This is a genomic window from Novosphingobium mangrovi (genome assembly GCF_022818885.1).
Classification (GTDB): domain Bacteria; phylum Pseudomonadota; class Alphaproteobacteria; order Sphingomonadales; family Sphingomonadaceae; genus Novosphingobium; species Novosphingobium mangrovi.
In genome coordinates, this window is sequence record NZ_JALHAT010000012.1 from 79,642 (window position 1) to 97,522 (window position 17,881).

Annotated in this window: 13 protein-coding genes; 3 read left to right on the plus strand and 10 right to left on the minus strand. The window is 59.9% G+C overall.

What is annotated here, in order from left to right; all coding sequences use genetic code 11:
• Positions 1 to 379: 379 nt before the first annotated feature.
• The 9 genes from MTR65_RS09045 to MTR65_RS09085 all read right to left on the minus strand — a co-directional run bounded on the left by MTR65_RS09045 (position 380) and on the right by MTR65_RS09085 (position 13,093).
• The gene (locus MTR65_RS09045; protein ID WP_243799312.1) at positions 380 to 1,498 is read right to left on the minus strand and encodes a DUF1501 domain-containing protein; all 1,119 of its coding nucleotides are present in this window, start codon (positions 1,496 to 1,498) and stop codon (positions 380 to 382) included.
• Positions 1,495 to 2,898, minus strand: coding sequence for a DUF1800 domain-containing protein (locus MTR65_RS09050; protein WP_243799315.1), 1,404 nt, complete (start codon positions 2,896 to 2,898; stop codon positions 1,495 to 1,497). Before MTR65_RS09050 ends, MTR65_RS09045 begins: the two co-directional genes overlap by 4 nt.
• Positions 2,899 to 3,288: 390 nt before the next feature.
• Positions 3,289 to 4,047: a sulfotransferase family 2 domain-containing protein gene (locus MTR65_RS09055; protein WP_243799318.1), complete on the minus strand. Its 759-nt coding sequence runs from the start codon at positions 4,045 to 4,047 to the stop codon at positions 3,289 to 3,291.
• 441 nt (positions 4,048 to 4,488) lie between these two features.
• Positions 4,489 to 5,502: a GDP-mannose 4,6-dehydratase gene (locus MTR65_RS09060; protein ID WP_243799321.1), complete on the minus strand. Its 1,014-nt coding sequence runs from the start codon at positions 5,500 to 5,502 to the stop codon at positions 4,489 to 4,491.
• 6 nt (positions 5,503 to 5,508) lie between these two features.
• Complete coding sequence (locus MTR65_RS09065) at positions 5,509 to 6,675, minus strand: nucleotide sugar dehydrogenase (RefSeq protein ID WP_243799512.1); 1,167 nt, start codon at positions 6,673 to 6,675, stop codon at positions 5,509 to 5,511.
• Positions 6,676 to 7,061: 386 nt separating this feature from the next.
• Positions 7,062 to 8,126, minus strand: coding sequence for an acyltransferase family protein (locus MTR65_RS09070; protein WP_243799323.1), 1,065 nt, complete (start codon positions 8,124 to 8,126; stop codon positions 7,062 to 7,064).
• Positions 8,127 to 8,308: 182 nt separating this feature from the next.
• Positions 8,309 to 9,601 (minus strand): O-antigen ligase family protein, encoded by a 1,293-nt coding sequence (locus MTR65_RS09075; protein WP_243799326.1) that lies wholly within the window; start codon positions 9,599 to 9,601, stop codon positions 8,309 to 8,311.
• Positions 9,598 to 10,899, minus strand: coding sequence for a glycosyltransferase family 4 protein (locus tag MTR65_RS09080; RefSeq protein ID WP_243799329.1), 1,302 nt, complete (start codon positions 10,897 to 10,899; stop codon positions 9,598 to 9,600). Before MTR65_RS09080 ends, MTR65_RS09075 begins: the two co-directional genes overlap by 4 nt.
• Positions 10,892 to 13,093 carry a GumC family protein gene (locus MTR65_RS09085; RefSeq protein ID WP_243799331.1) on the minus strand — a complete coding sequence of 734 codons (2,202 nt, stop codon included), beginning with the start codon at positions 13,091 to 13,093 and terminating at the stop codon, positions 10,892 to 10,894. Before MTR65_RS09085 ends, MTR65_RS09080 begins: the two co-directional genes overlap by 8 nt.
• 259 nt (positions 13,094 to 13,352) lie before the next feature.
• Between MTR65_RS09085 and MTR65_RS09090 the strand changes: the two genes are divergently transcribed.
• The 3 genes from MTR65_RS09090 (at position 13,353) to MTR65_RS09100 (ending at position 16,374) form a co-directional block, all read left to right on the plus strand.
• Positions 13,353 to 14,309: a PDZ domain-containing protein gene (locus MTR65_RS09090; RefSeq protein ID WP_243799333.1), complete on the plus strand. Its 957-nt coding sequence runs from the start codon at positions 13,353 to 13,355 to the stop codon at positions 14,307 to 14,309.
• 101 nt (positions 14,310 to 14,410) lie between these two features.
• The gene (gene galE / locus MTR65_RS09095) at positions 14,411 to 15,421 is read left to right on the plus strand and encodes a UDP-glucose 4-epimerase GalE (protein WP_243799335.1); all 1,011 of its coding nucleotides are present in this window, start codon (positions 14,411 to 14,413) and stop codon (positions 15,419 to 15,421) included.
• Positions 15,422 to 15,720: 299 nt separating this feature from the next.
• Positions 15,721 to 16,374, plus strand: a complete 654-nt coding sequence (locus tag MTR65_RS09100) for a Crp/Fnr family transcriptional regulator (protein WP_243799337.1) — start codon at positions 15,721 to 15,723, stop codon at positions 16,372 to 16,374.
• A 24-nt stretch (positions 16,375 to 16,398) separates the two neighbouring features.
• On the opposite strand, the gene MTR65_RS09105 is transcribed toward MTR65_RS09100, so the two are convergent.
• Entirely contained in the window at positions 16,399 to 17,874 is a 1,476-nt protein-coding gene (locus tag MTR65_RS09105) for a TRAFs-binding domain-containing protein (protein WP_243799340.1), read from the minus strand.
• Positions 17,875 to 17,881 lie beyond the last annotated feature (7 nt).

Here is a 17,881-nt window from a genome sequence, read left to right on the forward strand (position 1 = left end):
TGCCTGGCGAGAGGTGGCCTGGAGAAGCTGCACATTGAGATAACTGGATTTTCTGCCTGAGAGCAGTCCTGAAGGCTGCGAGACAGAAACAGAGAATGCGCCGACGCCCCGGCGCGACCGTAGCCCGGCATTCAAGGCCAAGTGGCCCTTGCCGCGATCAAGCGCGAGATGACGCTGACGGAGCTGGCCCAAGGCTAACATCTGCATCCCAAGCGGATCACGACGTGGAGAATGCAGTTGCAGGAAGGAGCGTCGGGCAAACGCCCGAGCAAACCCCAGACGATCCACTTGTCAGACGTCCAAGGCGGTTCAGACAAGCCGCACCATTTCTGCCTCCATCAATCCGACAGAAGTCCAAATCACAGATTCGAGCTCAAGTTCAAGTTCGCGGGAAAAGAGTCTGCGAAGCGACCTCAGGATCCCACCCGTAGTGCTCGCTGAGTGCTTGGGTTATGATCGTATCGAGCGCGGTTGTCGGCTTGAGATCGCGATTCTCGTAGAGGGCGGACGGAGACAGACCAGGCCAGTCCGATATCACCTGCCCGCCCTGGATTGTGCCCCCCAGCACCATAGCCAGTCCGCCCGTGCCATGATCGGTACCACCCGTACCATTGACCGCCGCAGTACGACCGAATTCCGTAGCCACGATTACCAGGGTATCCTTCCAGGCATCACCTAGGGCATCACGAAGGCTGGAAATCAGGTTGTCGAGTATCGTGAGCGACTTGGTGAGCACGGCATTCTGCGCGTTGTGCGTATCCCACCCCGAGGTCTCGATCATGGCTACTCGCGCGCCATTCCGTTTGCCGAGCAAGGTTCCCGCAAGTGTTCCGACTTTCGAGTTGGATCGACCTGTCCGAATGTCCGAAACTTCCGCGTGAACATCCACTGCCGCTTCCCACAGCCCGTGCAATTGCGGATCGTCCTGATACAGCCCCGAGAGGCGCTGCAAGAGTTCGTCCTCGGGGTCCGCCATCTGGGCAGGCTGATAACCCATGACCGGCATGCTTCCGCGCATGGCCATCGGCATGGCCGATGCCAGAGCCACCGCCTTGCCCTTTCCGGGTGGCAGTAGTGTCAGCAAGCGGTTCACCCAGCCGCTGTTCAGCTCATAAGGTTTGCGGCCTCCGCATTCCAACACGTTCTGAGCGTTGAAATGCGACCGGCTGAGATAGGGCAGACCTACCGCGTGGACAAATTTTGCCTGACCAGACGCGTAAAGTTCCCCGACCTTCGCCAGCGACTTGTGGAGAGCGAACGTCCCATCAAGCCTGGTCGCATCCGCAACATCAATGGCAAGGGAGCCCCGCAGCTGCGCATAGGCAGGATCTGCATAAGGAATCACGGTGTTGAGACCGTCTGCGGCTCCGCGCTGGATGATGAACACGAACCGCTTTTCACCGCCCGTCTGGGCCAATGCCAAGCGCGGAGCGAGAGCAAGACCTCCTGCCCCCAAGGCCGCCCATCCCATCATTTGACGTCGGCTGGTAAGCATCATGATCTCCTTAGGAATTCGGGCGACATCAGCAGCAACGCCAGACCGTTCGACAGGCTTTCCGCCCGCCCAACCGCCTCGCGGGTGCTGTCACTGAGAGAACCGGGCAGAACCTTTGCCGCAAGTTCGCGCGGGTCGGGAGAACGTCCGGTCATCCCCACAAAATCTTGCGCGATCCGCGCGCGTGACCAAAGCCCTTCCGAAGAAAGCCAGTTCGAGGCGGTGTCCGCAAAGCCAGCTGGCGAGCCGGGCCACCAGACCCGTTGACCAAGGTCGCGCATCAATACCGCGACCTTGGTCTGTTTGACGAAACTGGCGCTATCCGATCTTTCGAGCCCCATGGCTCGCAAGCTGGAAATCAACCATTCCCAAGGCGTCTTGAACTTGACCGTCCCCGCAGCGGCATCGGCTCCGACCTCGACAAGGGCACGATAGACCGCAGGCAGATCGCCATCGGTAGAAAGGTAGGTCCGTGCCAAGTGCTCGATCACTTCGGGCGGGGGGTCATCGCTGATGAAATGGCGCGCAAGCTTCGTTGCAATATGACGTGCCGTAGCAGGTGATCGCGCGAAGTCGCGCAGAAGGGCAAGGCCTTGCGCCTCTCCGGTCTGGGCATAGCTCTTTCCAAGTACCTGACGCACGCCTGGCTCGTGAAGCCCGGGATGGAAATAGAACGCTCCAAGCCGGGCGGGATCTTGCACAGGCCCCCGCTCATACCCCCCTACTGTCCAACCGGTGATAGCCCGGGCAAACTCAGTCACATCTGCCTGGCTGTATCCGCTTTGCGCGCCGAGGGTGTGCAGTTCCATGACCTCCCGACCAAGGTTCTCGTTAAGTCCGATCGAGAGCTTCTTTTTCGTCTTGCGCTTTTTGTGCCGCAGGGCTTCTGGGCTCGCCTCACCGACAGATCGGGTCTGGTCGAGATAAAGCCCCATTGCCGGGTGCTGCTCGGCTGCGACCAACATGTCCTCAAAGCGCCCCAGAACGTGTGGGCGGATCGCTTCGACTTCGTAGGCACCGGACAACTGCCGCACAGAACCTTTCTCACCGGAGATGGCGAAGTGGTTTGCCCAGAAATGCACGAGCCGTTCGACAAATGGGGTCGATGTTTCGATGGCGGCAAAAGCACGGTCAGTCACCGCCGCATTGTAGCTGTCCAGCGCCAAACGATTTGCCGCACGTCGTGCTACCTGTCGTTTCTTGCCCCTTGCTTCAGCGGCGGCTCTTCGCAGCCCGATCGATTCTTCGATGATTTTCGCGGAAGGCCTTTGCACGCTCCAGCTCCGGGGCCGCGGATCGTACCTGTCCAGTTGCTCAAGCAGCCAAGCTTCCGGCTTCTCGGGGATCGCTTCGTCGGGCCGAGCGCCCAGTCCGAATCTGTTGAGGGCGAAGGCTGCATCCATATTGCGCTCCTTATGCCAAGCGCCGTGCGCGACACTCCGGCACCTGTGCGATATCGCGTTGCGCAACGTAAGCAGTAGAACCTGATCTCAAACTGAATATTCTCTACCGAAGTCGATCTTTTTCGCAGAGTGTTCCCAGGACACCCTCGCTTGCCTTGAGGCCGGCGTGAGACCGAGCTTGCCGCCTGGGGGGATAAAGTTGAGTGACTTTTTGACCCTGCCCGATGGCGAGCGCCTTCTATGCGCACGTGAACTTCGATGCCTTCATCCCGCAGCTCCGCGCTCAGCCAAGGAAATCTACGGCCAGAAACTCCAGATGCGAATGGTCCAGAATTCAGGTGGAAGAGCAGCCCCCATAAATGCTCCAAGGGCTGCATCTCCATTACCCACTCAGAACGGAACTTCGTATTTGAAGGACTCAATTTCATTACGATAGATCATGCGAACCATCTCTATCGTGTCATCATCGTAAAGGGACTTTATGTCCTTGCTTACGCGAACGTTCCCCTTGGCATTGGTCTTCTTCAAATTGATCGGCACCCCGAGCCGTTTGGAGATCGTATCAATATCCTCGTGCAAATTTTCATAGCGGCCAACGAAATCTGCCGCGAGCACGTCGTCGATCGTGTAGATGCTCCAGTTCGAAACGATAGGAGGGCGCACACCCTCGGGATCTTCCCGTGAGGGATCGGCGATTATGCAAAGAAAATCCTTGAACGACACGTCCTTGCGGTGACACTTGCGCCAATAGTAATCGGAAACTGCATAATCCCATGGATTGCGCACGAAGGTGAACTTGTAGGCCTCATCCCAGAATGGGCCGGCAAATGACCTGATGGCTTCGGCAGAGCTATGTGCATCTTCCTCAAAGTGATGCTCACGCTTGAAATATTCTTTCACCAATTGGTTGATTCGCCCTGGTGATGGCCGCTTGATCGTACGGTACACCTTCTCTGCCAGCGACATCTGTGCGCGCGCATAGCCTTCGCACGCCGCGTTGAGGCGAACTCCGGCGTTCAGGGCATCCCCCCATCCGCCCACCATGATATCCTCCGGCCCGAACGATCGTGCGAGCTCCACCGAGATCGAGGATCCCGCCGTCTTGCGCGAATGCAGGAAGATATACTTGCGACTGTAATTGACGATCACGATCTTGATCTCCCGGGGAACGGGCAGGAAGGAAAACGAGCTTGCGGATGGACGAGGACAGCCAGGCGAAGCCCTGCGTGCCGACACACCGCGGTGAACCGTGATGGCAAGTCGCTGCTTGCCCGAACAGGGCCACCAGAGGGGCTCCCCGGAAACATCACCAGGGTCTCACGCCGTCATCCCCGTCCTCTTGCCCGCGCGATGACGCACGCGGGCCGGGACGCAACGGGCGGTCCGACAACACCGGGTACGGGCGACGCCTGAAAACATTATCGCCCCCGTCCGGGATGTCGAAGAAGGTGCGTGGCCAGATCCCGGCGCGACACCTGCGCGCCCGGCCCAGAGTTGACGAAATTCGCATGAAGGTCTTGCGACCACGCTCATTCGCGCGTCCCCTTCCAGCTATCGGCTCGCAAAACAGTCGTGCCAATCCAGCCCTCGTCAGATCTGGTAATATTCGCGATACCACGCGACAAACTGCGCCACGCCCTCACGTACGCTGGTCTTCGGCGCATAACCCGTCAGCGTTTTCAGCAGCTCCGCATCAGCCCAGGTGGCCGGAACATCACCTGGCTGCATGGGCATCAGGTTGCGTTCGGCCTTGCGGCCGGTCGCCTCCTCGATCGCCGCAATGAAGTCCGTCAGCTGCACCGAATCCGAGTTGCCGATATTGACCACGCGCCAAGGAGCCACGGGAGAAAGCGAGTCGCCCTCGGGCACACTCTCGCCCTCGGCGGGGCGAACCGGCGCGGCATCGATCAGCAGACGGATCGCCTCTACGAGATCCGCGACATACGTGAAGTCGCGCTTCATGTTCCCATGGTTGTACACGTCGATCGGCGTATCCTCGAGGATCGCCTTGGTGAACTTGAAGAGCGCCATGTCCGGACGTCCCCACGGGCCATAGACCGTGAAGAACCGGAACATCGTGATCGGCAGGCCGAAGAGATGCGCATAACTGTGCGCCATGTTCTCCGTCGCCTTCTTGGTGGCGGCGTAGAACGACATCTGATGATCGGCCTTGTCGGTTTCCCGATAGGGCATCTCGGTGTTCGCGCCGAAAGCCGACGACGTCGAAGCCAGGAGCATGTGCTGGGGCGGAAAAGCCCGAGCCGCTTCGAGCAGCTCGAAGGTCCCCACGATATTGCTTTCGAGGTAGGAACGCGGGTTCTCGATGGAATAGCGTACGCCGGCCTGTGCCGCGAGATGCACCACGACGTCGGGCTTCTCGCTCGCGAACAGGTCCATCAGCAGACCCGGGGTTTCGACATAGTCCTCGATCGCACGGAAATGCTCGGACTGCAAAAGCCGCGCCTGGCGGCGCTTCTTGAGCTGGACATCGTAGTAGTCGGTCATCGCATCGATGCCGATCACACGAAAACCGTCCTGCAGGAGACGTTCACACACGAACGACCCGATGAAGCCGGCCGAGCCGGTGACAAGTGCTGTTTTCATTCCAGTTCAATCCGATCCGAAGAGGTCGCGGGTAAAGACCTTGTCGCTCACGTCTGCGATCTCGCTGCTCATGCGATTGGCGATGATGACGTCGGCCTCCGCCTTGAAGCTGTCGAGATCGCGCATCACGCGCGAACCGAAGAAGGTCTCGTCTTCCAGCGCCGGCTCGAAGATCACGACCTCGATCCCCTTGGCCTTGATGCGCTTCATGATTCCTTGAATGGACGATTGCCGGAAATTGTCGGATCCGGCCTTCATCACCAGCCGGAACACGCCAACCTTGCGCGGCTGGCGCGCAATGATCTGGTCCGCCAGGAAATCCTTGCGGGTACGGTTGGCATCGACGATCGCCCGAATGAGGTTCTGGGGGACCTCCGAGTAATTCGCCAGCAACTGCTTTGTATCCTTGGGCAGGCAATAGCCGCCGTATCCGAAACTGGGATTGTTGTAGTGCTTGCCGATGCGCGGATCGAGCCCGATACCATCGATAATCTGGCGTGAATTCATTCCGTGAGCGATCGCGTAACTGTCGAGTTCGTTGAAGAACGCAACCCGCATGGCCAGGTATGTGTTCGCGAAAAGCTTGATCGCCTCGGCTTCGCCGGAATCGGTAAAGAGAACATCGATATCCTCTTTCGCGGCGCCTTCGACCAGCAACTGGGCAAAGATGCGCGCACGCTCGGACCGTTCGCCAACGATGATCCGCGATGGATAGAGATTGTCGTAAAGAGCACGCCCTTCACGCAGGAACTCCGGACTAAATATGACCTGCGACGTGCCGAAGCGCTTGCGCAGATCTTCGATGTACCCGACCGGGATCGTTGACTTGATCACGATGGTCGCCTCGGAATTGAGCGAGATTGCCCGTTCCACAACCGCCTCGACCGAGGATGTGTCGAACTTGTCGGTTCCCACATCGTAATTGGTGGGCGTCGCCACGATCACGTAAGCGGCATCCTTGAGCGCTTCCTCCGCATCGAGCGTCGCCGTCAGATTCAGCGCACGCGAGGCAAGGAATTCCTCCAGCTCGGAATCGATGATCGGAGACTTGCGCGCGTTGAGAAGCGCAACGCGTTCTTCCGTAATATCGACCGCGACCACTTCGTTATGTTGCGCCAGCAGGACCGCATTCGCCAGCCCCACATAACCCAGTCCAAAAACCGCGATTTTCATCTCACCCCGTCCGCCACCATCAATCTCCATTTCGCGTCGCGCCTCCAATCTATACTATTAGATCCAGATTGGATTTTGTTGGCGACGGCATTCGTATGACATCGAAGGGTACATGCTGCAACCGCACAATCGCGTCCCGTTGAGAAACTACGGCGAGACGACGCCAGCCCGATCCACAAGCCGCGACAGATCGCCGAAAAGACACTCAAGACTCAGAAATCTGCGTCCTCGCCCGCGTCAGAGGAACGGCCATCACGCACCGCAACGCGCCATCGGATCCGGCGCTGTGCGAATGGCTTTCTGCAGCCATTCACGCGGCCCAGGTACAGCGTGATTGGCAGCTCAGCCTGCGACGGCTCCGGACCGAAGCATCGGATGCAGCTGCCTCAGGACTGAACGACGTCAGGCGCTCCAGCCTCGCTCGTCTTGGGGGGCCGGGAACGATCTCTCACGACCAAGCGCCTCTCAACCAGATAATGTGTCATGGCACCCGCGACGACAGCGGCAAGCACGAAGATCACGGCCACGAGAACATCGGGAACAGCCGAAGCGAATTCCAGGGAGAAGAACACCTTGGCAAGGAGAGACAGTACCGGGAAATGGACCAGATACAGGGAATAGGACGTGTCGCCCAACTTCACGAGCCAAGGGGATACCTCGACGTGCCCCTTGTGCTCCAGGCTCACGAAGCCGATCAGGATCGCCGCCGACGCCAAGCCGAACACGATCGTGGTGACCTCACCCGATGCCAGCTCATAGCCGCGCATATAGATGCCAGCAGCAAATCCAACGACTCCCGCGATAGCCCAGAGACGCGGATAGGCGACATTGCCCCTGCAATACAGCGCAGCCAGAACACCAATCAGGAAAATGACATTCCAGCGTGAGATGATGAATGGATCGGCATCGAGAAAATTTGCCGCGAATGACACCAGACCCCACACCAGGAAACCCCACTTCATATACCGTGGAAAGGCGATGAGTGCAGCGAACATGAGATAGAAGAAAACCTCATGCCGCAGAGTCCAGGCAACGCCTAGAATAGGGTGGTTCTCGATCGGAAAGAGCGTGTAACTGGCCACAATATCGACGAGGTTTGTTTCATATCCTTCACCAAAGCTGGGAATGATGAAATAGACCGGAACGACCGCAGTGAGAATAAGCCAATAAATGGGGTATATTCGCGCAAATCGGCGGGACAGGAACGTCCTGACAAATTGAGTGTCCCCAAGGCGCTTGTGGTAGAGCCACATCATCAAGAAGCCGCTCAGAACAAAGAAAAATTCGACGCCACTGCTACCTCCCCGAAAGATTCTGAGGAGCTCGTGACCGAGGTACTTTTCCTTGGCAAGGATAGATTCGTTCAGGTGAAAAATCACCACGAGAAGGGCCGCAATCCCCCTCCCTGCCTGGAGCGTATCGAGCTTAATCGGAGGAGGAACACTGGCCATGTAATGGCGCTAGCAGCGGCCGTTCTGCAACGCAACAAAAAGCGCAGCATGGACTACTGCCCTTAATGATATGTGCACGATCAGCCAGCAAGGCCACCCAAATAATACGCGCCGTACGAAAGCAAGGGACCAGCCTTCATCGTCGTGCGCGCAAATCACCTCTTGAAACAGGAGTTTCTTCTTTATCGGGCAGCCCCGCTCCTCCTTTCAAAAAAGTAAGAGAGGCTGACAGCAAAAAAGAAATAGAAGTAGACAATCGTCGAAGGCCCGAAGGAATCGCTCATCTGGTTCGAAAGTATGTAGGATGCAAGCGCGAACAAGGAGCCCAGAAAGGGGCCTCGCGCATCGTCGGCGTAAAGCCGCGTCGACGCGTCGTACTTCATGATGCTTGCAGCCTTCATCGCGGCCCAGATGTACCAGAAGATTATGAGGACGAGTACGATCGTTGCCAGGAGCCCCGGAATGCCGGTCGTCCGGAAAGCATCGAGGAATACATTGTGGGAGTGCTCGGTACCATCGAGCGTAAACTGACCCGCGCCAATACCGACAAACGGGTTGGCAAGACCGGTCTGCCAGGCTTCCGCCCACAACTCGGTGCGGTCCAGAACGGAGTGATAGCTGGCGAGGTCGAGATTACCGAACAGAAGTCCATCCAGGACATCGTAGGCGCGCTCACTCGTGAACGCGAGCACGGGGACACCAACGACTACCGCACCAACTGCAATCGTTACGTTGCGATAGATCTCCCTCCCGGCCTTCTTCATGTCTCGCTGCATCAGCGCCAGAGGAATTGCCCCTCCGACCATGAGAGCCACGGAAATGAGTAGGTTCGTCTTGGATCCGCTCAACAGCGTTGCGGACACCGCAACCAGAAACGCCGCTCCATAATACATCGCGCGCCGCAAGGGCGAGGTCAGCATGATGAAGAATGTGTAGACCACGAACATTGCCGCGATCAGACCAAGCTGGTTCGGGTGCTTGAACAGACCCGGATAGCGATCGCCATAGCCGCGCACACCCAGGAGATAGGTCACCGCGAACGACACGGAAATCACGACCAGCGCGGCTATACGGGTCTTGCGCGCATCCTCTGGCGTTCGCGAAAGCGCCAGAACAGCAAGAACCAGCGCCAGACCGCTGGCATGTCCATAGATCGGCCGGAAGACACGCACGAAGGACTCTGCCCCGAAAGCTGTCACGAAGTCCCAGCCACATAGGAACAACAGCATCGCCAGAACAGCCAGAGCCACCTTTCGCGCGCCCGGCAGAAGACTCCTATATGCACTGCGCGCAGCCGGCGCGTACCCATAGATCACCAGCGGGAAGAGCGCGATCGAGAAGTTGACCGAGCCCACATTCGTTATGCCCGATGTGCTGCACAAGACGTAGAACAGGATGAAGGGCATGGCCTGGCGCCAATAACTGGCGCGACCTGTTCGTCCGGTGACAGCGGGAGAAGGGAGCGTGCCGATCATTGGCGCGTCTCGCCCCCATTCAGCATATCTTCGTAGAGCGCCAAGGTCGCATCGGCGTAGCGGCCCATGTCGCAAGGCTGGGCCCAGTAAGCCGCGTAGGCTTTTTCCGACATTGTTTCGGCCATGGCATCATCAGCCAGAATATCCCGTGCACGCGCAAGCGCGCCCGTCGCGGTATGGTCGAACAGAAGCCCGGTCGCCCCCTCGACAAGAACCTCCTTGGCAGAGGACGCCTGCGAGGAAATCACGGGCGTCCCGCAGGCCAGCGCTTCGAGCACCACCATCGGCATGCCTTCATACCAAAGTGAAGGGAAGACCAGAGCTCGGGCAGAGCGCATTGCTGCCTGAACCTCCTGTTTGGTCTGCCAGCCGCGAAATTCAGCCCGCGGCAGCTGCGCCTTGAGCCACTCAAGATCGGGACCATCGCCCAGAACCAGCAAGGCCTCTTGGGAATCTGCGAACCCCTCCACGAGGACACCGAGACCCTTTTCCTTCGATATCCGCCCCACAAAGAGATAGCGAGCCTGCGCGTCGCGCGGCTGCCGCGGCTCTTTCGACACAGCTATGGGATTGCGCATCTCGACCATACGCGCGTCGCCGGGGAGGTAGGGCTCCAGCGCCTTGCGCTGGGTCTTGCTGAGCAGGACGAACGCCTTGGCGCGATCCGGATAGTGCGCAAGCCGGCGCATGACCGTGTGGCGCGCGACCCGCCAAGCCTTCACCTTACCCGAACGCGAATCGCACTGACGGGTCAGACAGGAGGCGCCAAGCGGCGTTCGTTCACAGATCGAAAGCGAGCCATAGTCGAAGAATCCACCATTGGGGCAGGCCGCGAAGTATTCGTGCAGATGGAAGACAGAGTGCACGCCCGAACGCGTCAGCAGTGGCAGAATCGAGGGAGAAAGCGCTTTCGACCACGTGTGGACATGGAAGATCGTGCGATCAAGATCACACGCCCTCATGACCGCCTCCAGGGCCTGCGCCGCATCGCCGTTCCAAAAACCCTGCAAGGCCGCCTTTGCACGCGAACGGTTGCGGCGGATATCCGCCTGTCCGAGCGTCGTGACACGAACGCCAGCCTCCAAAAGCTCCGCGTCGGGCTCACCGGCCGCAGCGAAGAACTCAACCTCGACACCACGCTGACGAAGCGCCAGCGCCGTGTCCAGAGCCGAGCGCGTGGCCCCAGCTCCGAGCTGCGCGTTTGCGAAATCGTGGACGATCACCACCTTCTGCAACGCACTCCCCGGCCATACGGCCTTGTGGCCGGCAGCCTCGTCGAGCCGGGCTACCTTAGTCACCGTTGCTGCCGTAGGAGTAGTTCGTTGCGTAGTAGTAGTAATCGGTATCGTTCGACGCCTTGAACTTGCTCACGACCAGACCAAGGACGTCCGGCGATGCCTTGCCAAGACGTTCGAGCGCATGGCGCAACGAGGGACGCGTGACGCGGCCAGATTCGGAAACGAAGATAACCGACTTCACGCAGCTTCCCAGCAGAAGGGCATCGGCGAGGCCCAGCAGCGGGGGCCCATCGACAAGCACGAAATCGTATTCCGACTGCGCCTTCTTGATAAGCGCAGCGAGATTGGAATGCGCCAGCAATTCGGTCGGGCTCGGCGGAATGGTTCCGGCCACCAGCACCGAAATGTTCTCGTAGGCCGTGCTCTGCACCGCGTCCTCGAACGAGGCGTTGTTGGAGAGTACTTCAGCCAGCCCCAGCTTGGCTTCGCGAGCCCCGAAGTAGACGTGCATCGAAGGACGACGCAGGTCCGCATCGATCACCAGCACCCGGGCCCCACGCTTGGCAATGCTGCGCGCGAGCGCGAAAGATGTCGCCGACTTGCCTTCGCCTTCAAGCGAACTTGTGACCTGGAACACACGAGGCAGTCCGCCCGGACGCGCCAGCGCCGTATGCGTCAGCACCGTGTTGAAAGCTTCAGAAAGCGAGGACCGCGGCTTGTCCAACTCGGCCCCGATAGACTCGTCCGCGTCAAGATGGGGGACGATGCCGAGCAAAGGCAAGCCCGTGGCCGCGGCAAAATCCTCAGGCGTGTGGAGCTGTCGGTTCAGCTGCGATTTGACCAGCACAACGAGAAGGCCGAAGAACAGACCCGCGAAGATGCTGACCGCAAGATTGAGCCAGAGGTTGGGCGAAACTGGCGAAGAAGGCACAACCGCAGCATCAACAACCGAGACAGCGCTCTTGTTGATACCAGCAGCGGCCGCCACTTCCTTCTGTCGCTGCAGCAAGGCGTCGTAGAGGCTGCGGTTGGTAGCCACTTCACGGCGCAGAATATTGCTGCGCACGCCGAGACGCTCTTCGCTGACAGCATCATCCTTGAGGCCATTGACCCGGCTGAGAAGCGCCTCTTCCTGCTTGAGGGCAGTCTCATAGGTCGTGCGCAGGCCATTCAGGACTTCCTGCGCGGCCGACCGCAGGGCCGCGGAAATAGCATCCACAGCCTCCTGATCCGCCTGCACCGCGGGGTGGGCTTTGCCGTAGGTGTTGCGATCCTGGGTCAGTTTGGCCCTGGCATTCGCAAGCTGCGAACGCAGCTGCTGGACCTGCGCATCGGCCAGCACTTGGGGCACATTCATGATCGGCTTCGACTGCGCGGTACGCCACGCTTGCTCCGCCGCAATGCGCGCGTTCGTCGCCTCGTTCGCGGTGGTGGCCGAGTTGGCAAGATCCGAAACGACCGTCGTCGCGCCGCTACCATCCTCGCCGCCCGGGGAGATCGCGATAAGCCCGTTCATGGCAAGATATGCATTGAGCGCCATTTCGGACTGTTCGAGCCTTTCGCGCGCGAGCCCCAGCTGGTTCTTCAGGTATTCCCGCGCATAGCTGGAACCGTTGAACTTGTGCTGCAAGTCCATCCGCTCCGTCGCACTGGCGTACGCATTGGCAATACGCGCAGCGAGACGGGGATCGCTTGAACTGAAATTGATGTTCGTGAGTTCCGTCTTCGCAATAGCCTCGACCGAAACCCCGGACTGAAGATAGGCAACCGAAGCCTTCTCGATTTCCTCCCGCTCCTGCACGGCAGCCTGCCCGTCCGCGCCGGAAGCCTCGACGCCCACCAGCGCCAGAAATTCACGATTTGCGCCCAACTTGGCCTGCTCGAACACCATTTCGGCGATGGCACGGCTCTGGATCAACTCAACCTGGGTTTCGGCCATCCGCTCGAAGTCGCCGGGCGAAGCGACTGCCCCCCCGGAACTGCCGATCTGGACGGTTTGCGTGGCATCGGCCTCGAAACGGATCACACTGGTGGCTTCGTAGACCGGCGTCGCCAGGAGCGTCACCGCAACCGCGATGAGAACTGACGCCAGCATCATCGCCCCCAGCAACTTGACGTTGCGCTTCAGCAAGCCAATGAAGCCAGAAATATCCAGGCTGAATGCGTCACTCGGATCCGACGCCAGGACATCAGATGATGTGCGAGAGACTTCAGGCCGATCCTGATCCGACCATTCCCCTACCGTGTTCCCCACGTAAACTCCGCATTCGTTTCGGACGTGCCCACGGCGCCCAGAATGGGCAACCATCGGAATTCGCCAGTTTGCACTATACCCGTCGGACCGGACAAGATCACGACACAATCAACCTTCTGGTAGCCGCCGCGATCAAGCTGAGCAACTCTCAACTCGATAAATCCCCCTATGAAATTCACCCGGAGAGCTGACAAACGAGAGGCCGGCCGTTACCAGCTAACATTCAGTGAACCCCATATCCACAATTGTCGAGAGCTTCATGCTGCAGATGCGAATGTGTCGCACCACAATCGTCCTGAAAACCGCACGTCTTCTCTCAGCGGCCGTGCTGGCTCTTGCAGCTCTTTCACAAGGTCATGCGACGGACAGTGGCGAGCCGCAGTGGCCTGTCGCGATCAGGGGCAGTTTGGCCCGAATGGGCACTCTGGAATATCGCCTCAAGCGCGCAGCGCCCGGGCTCTGCATCCAGAACAACACGGCCACGGGCATGACTATCGATTACATCGAGGCCTATGCCGAAGCCGACAGGCAGATCGTCACCGCCCTCACCGGTCTGGACTCGCGCCCGCAAGTCATTGGCGTTGCCCCCGGCAGCCCCGCATTCGAAGCCGGGGTCAGGGCCGGTGACGATATCGTCGAGATCGACGGCACGCCATTTGCCCAATTGCGGGACGAAAGCGACAACCCGGCACTGCTTGCCGACGAACTGACACGGCGGCTTGCCGACACACCTGCATCTCAAGACATCACGCTCACCCTGGCGCGGCCCGACGGCCTGCATTCGGTCCGGTTTCGCGGCGAGCAATTGTGCGCAGCACGATTTGTCGTAAAGACCGACAATGGACTGGCAGCCTACTCCGATCCGGAAAGCCTGGCCATCAGTGAAAAATACTTCACCTTTGCCCGCAACGATGACGAACTCGCCATCGTCACCGCCCACGAATTCGCGCACATCGTGGCGCAGGACAAGAAGGCCAGCGGCCTTCGACAGCGACGTGCGATGGAGGACCGCGCGGATATCCTAGGTGTGGATATCATGCGCTGCGCAGGGTATGATCCCGAACGAGGGCTGGGCCTGTGGGAGCACTACAACAAGCGCGACTGGCTGAAGTGGTTCCGCGCTCCGACGCACCGCAACATGTCCGACCGCATCAAGCGCATGCGGGCTCATATCACGCCCCCCAAGAGCTGCCCCCCTCAAATACCTTCGCTCTAGGAACGCGCCTGTGAAATCACCTCTCCATTGCCAGGTACAAATGGTTTGACGCCCATGCTCCAACAAAATAAGAAAAATACAAACAAAAACTAGGAATTCTCATGCAACCGAAATTCCCTGTACTTGTCACTGGCGGGGCTGGATACATTGGCAGTCACGCCGTGCTCGCGCTCCTAGATGGCGGCTGGCAGGTCAGCGTAATCGACGATCTCTCCACCGGGTTTGCCTTTGCCGTCCCGGACGGCGCGAGCTTCTACGAAGGCGACATCAGCGACGGCGCACTTGTTGCCCGGATCATCGCCGAACAGGGCATCAAGGCCATCATGCACTTCGCGGGATCGATCATCGTCCCTGAATCGGTCGATAATCCGCTCAAGTACTACCACAACAATACCGCCAAGAGCCGCAGCCTGATTGAATCGGCCGTCAACGCCGGGGTGGCGCATTTCCTGTTCAGCTCGACTGCGGCCACTTACGGCATTCCCCAAAGCTCTCCCATTCAGGAGGATGCACCAAAGGAACCGATCAACCCGTACGGCATGTCCAAGTTGATGACGGAAGCGATGCTGGCCGACGTCTGCAGAGCCCACGGCATGAACTACTGTGCCTTGCGATACTTCAACGTCGCGGGAGCCGACCCTGCGGCTCGCAGCGGGCAATCCACCGCCGGGGCGACGCACCTCATCAAGGTGGCCGTCGAGGCGGCTCTCGCAAAGCGTGAGCACGTAGCGGTATTCGGCACCGACTTCGACACCCCCGACGGAACTGGCGTTCGCGATTACATCCATGTCTCCGATCTGGCGGCAGCGCATGTCCTTGCTCTGGAGGCACTGATTGACCAACCCGAGCGCTGCCTGACCATGAACTGCGGTTATGGCCGCGGCTTTTCGGTACTTGAAGTCCTCGATGCCGTTGATCGTGTGACGAACCAGACGATCAAGCGGCGCATGGCTGATCGAAGGGCGGGCGACCCGGCCGCTCTTGTCTCGGACAATTCACGGATCATGAAGACGCTGCCCTGGACACCGCGCTACGATGACCTTGGCACTATCATCGAGCATGCGCTGGCATGGGAACGCAAGCTTTCCGAACTACGCCCCCCAGTGAGCTGATGGCAGTGAGCTGACGGCAGTGAGCACGCGCCGATGTGGCGTTCTCTGCGAGGATGGGCACGAGACACTTTCCACAAAAAATGGCCCGGAAGCTTAGCTTCCGGGCCAAGTAAAAAGGTTGCTCAAGCAGAGCCACCTTCGGGTCGCAGGAAGATTTTTAGGCCAAATCTTTCCCCATGGCTGTGATGCAAATCACACTATGCCGCGATGGGCGGCGAAACTTGAACTTTCTGGAAATTCCTCGCAAATCGGGAGAAGGTCGGAAACCTGGTAACGGCCGCCAACAAGGATAACCGGGCGTGAACGAACACGAGATGGAGGAAGCCCTCAGCACGGTTCTACGCTGCCCCCGCGAGGCGGTGCGCGATCTGCTGCCCATCTTTTCCTGGAAGAGGCTTTCGGCCAAGCAGGTGCTCGCCAGTCAGGGTGAGATTTCGCGGCAATGCTGGATCCTGATCGAGGGGGCCGTGCGCGCAGAAACCATCGGGGCAAACGGCCAACTCCAGCAGCTTGCGCAATATGGGCCTGGAGAGTTCTTCGGTGCCTATCCCGAGGCCACCGTGCATCGGGCTGACATCTGCGCGGCCAGCCGATCCCTCCTGCTGTGCTGCGATGCGCCGCGCCTGGTCGCTGCCGTGGAACGACAGGTAGACCTTGCAGCAGGAATGGTGCGGTTGCTGGCCCGTCAGCTCGACCGGACGCTCGACCGGATGGTGATGCGCTCGACCTACAGCGCAGCAGGACGCGTCTATGCCGAATTGCTTGCCCTTGCGGGCTCTGCTCTGACGTTGACACCGCCGCCCCGCGTCACCGCCCTGGCGCTTGCAGCCAATACCACCCGTGAAACCGCCTCCCGTGCCCTTGCCGTACTGGTCCGCCGCGGCATCGTGACCCGCGACGACACCAGCCTGGTAATCCACTCCCCCCGGATGATCGAAGAACTGATCTGCTGATCACGTGCGCCGCCCCCGCACCACTCAATCCGCTTCGAGCAGCCGCGCGTACCGCGCGACCGGAATATCGCCGAACGGGGTGACCAATTCACCGGAAGGCTCGAAACGCACGCCGGCATCGAGCAGGTCGAAGGCGCACATCTGCGGCCAAGCCCCGCAAACCTCGTTGGAATTTGCCGCGCGGGCAAAACAGATCGCACGCTGGGAAAGGCCGACCATGGAGCTGCCTTCCTCGAGACTGCCCTGAACGAGGCCGAAGCAATTGCCGCTCAAGCGGGTCAGATGCTCTCGGACAATCAGCATGGCCTGGGCCAAGTCCCTGCAATCGAGCAGCCAGTACCCCTCCTCGCTTTCCCATGGTGCCCCCAACTCGTCCCCGGCCACCGCGAAAGGACGGTCCGCCGCAAGCAGAACGCACTCTCGCCCCGGCGGAAGAGTTTCAGAGCGCTTCGTATTCGACCAGTCGCGCACAATTTCACGAAGGTCTCGTCCCTGCGCCTTCCACTTTGCGATCGGCCGTCGTGGCGGCTCCCCCGCACGCCCCACATGAAGTGCGATCGCTTCGCCCGCCATCTGGCTGGCGCGCCGGATGGTCATTCCCATCGCGATTTCGGCAGCCTCATCCGCACCCGTGCGGGTCAGCACATCCTGCTCGTCCAGTTCCACGACACCGTGCGCGACCGCGATCATAGCCTCGAAGCGCGAGATCCACTGAGAGCCGAAAGGCACCACGGACACTTCGCGGAAGGACTCCAAGGCACCGGGCAAGACGACGTGCAGCTGCGCGCCGCGCTCAACGGCGAGTTCGGCCACGATTATATCGGTCCCCGCCGCAAGCGCTCCGAAAACCGCCCCCGGTCTGACCGTATCCAGACAGCGCGCCACGCTCGCCTTCACAGCCTCCTCATGCTCGGCCAGCCCCATGATGCCGCTGAAATGGAGACTGGGGGGCAGCATCAATCCCTCCAGGACATCGAAGCCACTGCCCGAGAACTGGAGTATCTCCTGCAACTGCCGGATCGTAGCTGCACGATCTTCCCACGCCTCTGGCGCTACGCGGAGCGCCTGAAGCAAGGCCGCTCGGCAGGCTGTGGTGTCGCCCAGAAGCAGCTGCGCCTCAGCCACGGTTGCCTGGAGCCAATAGGGTGTTTCCGGCTCGTGATCGCCGCTCGCGATGATCGCAAGTATCTTTCGCGCCTCGGCGCGGGCCTGCGCGATGTTCCCACAAAGATATGCGATCGTGGCGGCATTGATCAGAGGATATGTAGCTCGGCGTCCGGCCGCCGATTCGCGATAGGCGCTGGCGGCCTGCATTGCGAGATCGAGGCGCTCCTGGCCATCACGACGCAGGGCCCGATCCTTGAGCAGGCGCCCCTTGAGCGCGAGCACCTCCGGGACCGAGCTTTCGGCAAGGCCCGAACTCTCGAACATCCGCCAAGCCCGCACGGTATCACCGTTGCGGGCCATCTGGCGGATGCGGGTGAGTAGCGTTGGGATCATGGCCCTG

Excerpts from the sequence above, each read along its gene's own strand:
- MTR65_RS09050 (WP_243799315.1), bottom strand. The coding sequence starts at position 2,898 with ATGGATGCAGCCTTCGCCCTCAACAGATTCGGACTGGGCGCTCGGCCC.
- MTR65_RS09045 (WP_243799312.1), bottom strand. The coding sequence starts at position 1,498 with ATGATGCTTACCAGCCGACGTCAAATGATGGGATGGGCGGCCTTGGGG.
- MTR65_RS09105 (WP_243799340.1), bottom strand. The coding sequence starts at position 17,874 with ATGATCCCAACGCTACTCACCCGCATCCGCCAGATGGCCCGCAACGGT.
- MTR65_RS09075 (WP_243799326.1), bottom strand. The coding sequence starts at position 9,601 with ATGATCGGCACGCTCCCTTCTCCCGCTGTCACCGGACGAACAGGTCGC.
- MTR65_RS09065 (WP_243799512.1), bottom strand. The coding sequence starts at position 6,675 with ATGAAAATCGCGGTTTTTGGACTGGGTTATGTGGGGCTGGCGAATGCG.
- MTR65_RS09090 (WP_243799333.1), top strand. The coding sequence starts at position 13,353 with ATGCTGCAGATGCGAATGTGTCGCACCACAATCGTCCTGAAAACCGCA.
- galE (WP_243799335.1), top strand. The coding sequence starts at position 14,411 with ATGCAACCGAAATTCCCTGTACTTGTCACTGGCGGGGCTGGATACATT.
- MTR65_RS09060 (WP_243799321.1), bottom strand. The coding sequence starts at position 5,502 with ATGAAAACAGCACTTGTCACCGGCTCGGCCGGCTTCATCGGGTCGTTC.
- MTR65_RS09070 (WP_243799323.1), bottom strand. The coding sequence starts at position 8,126 with ATGGCCAGTGTTCCTCCTCCGATTAAGCTCGATACGCTCCAGGCAGGG.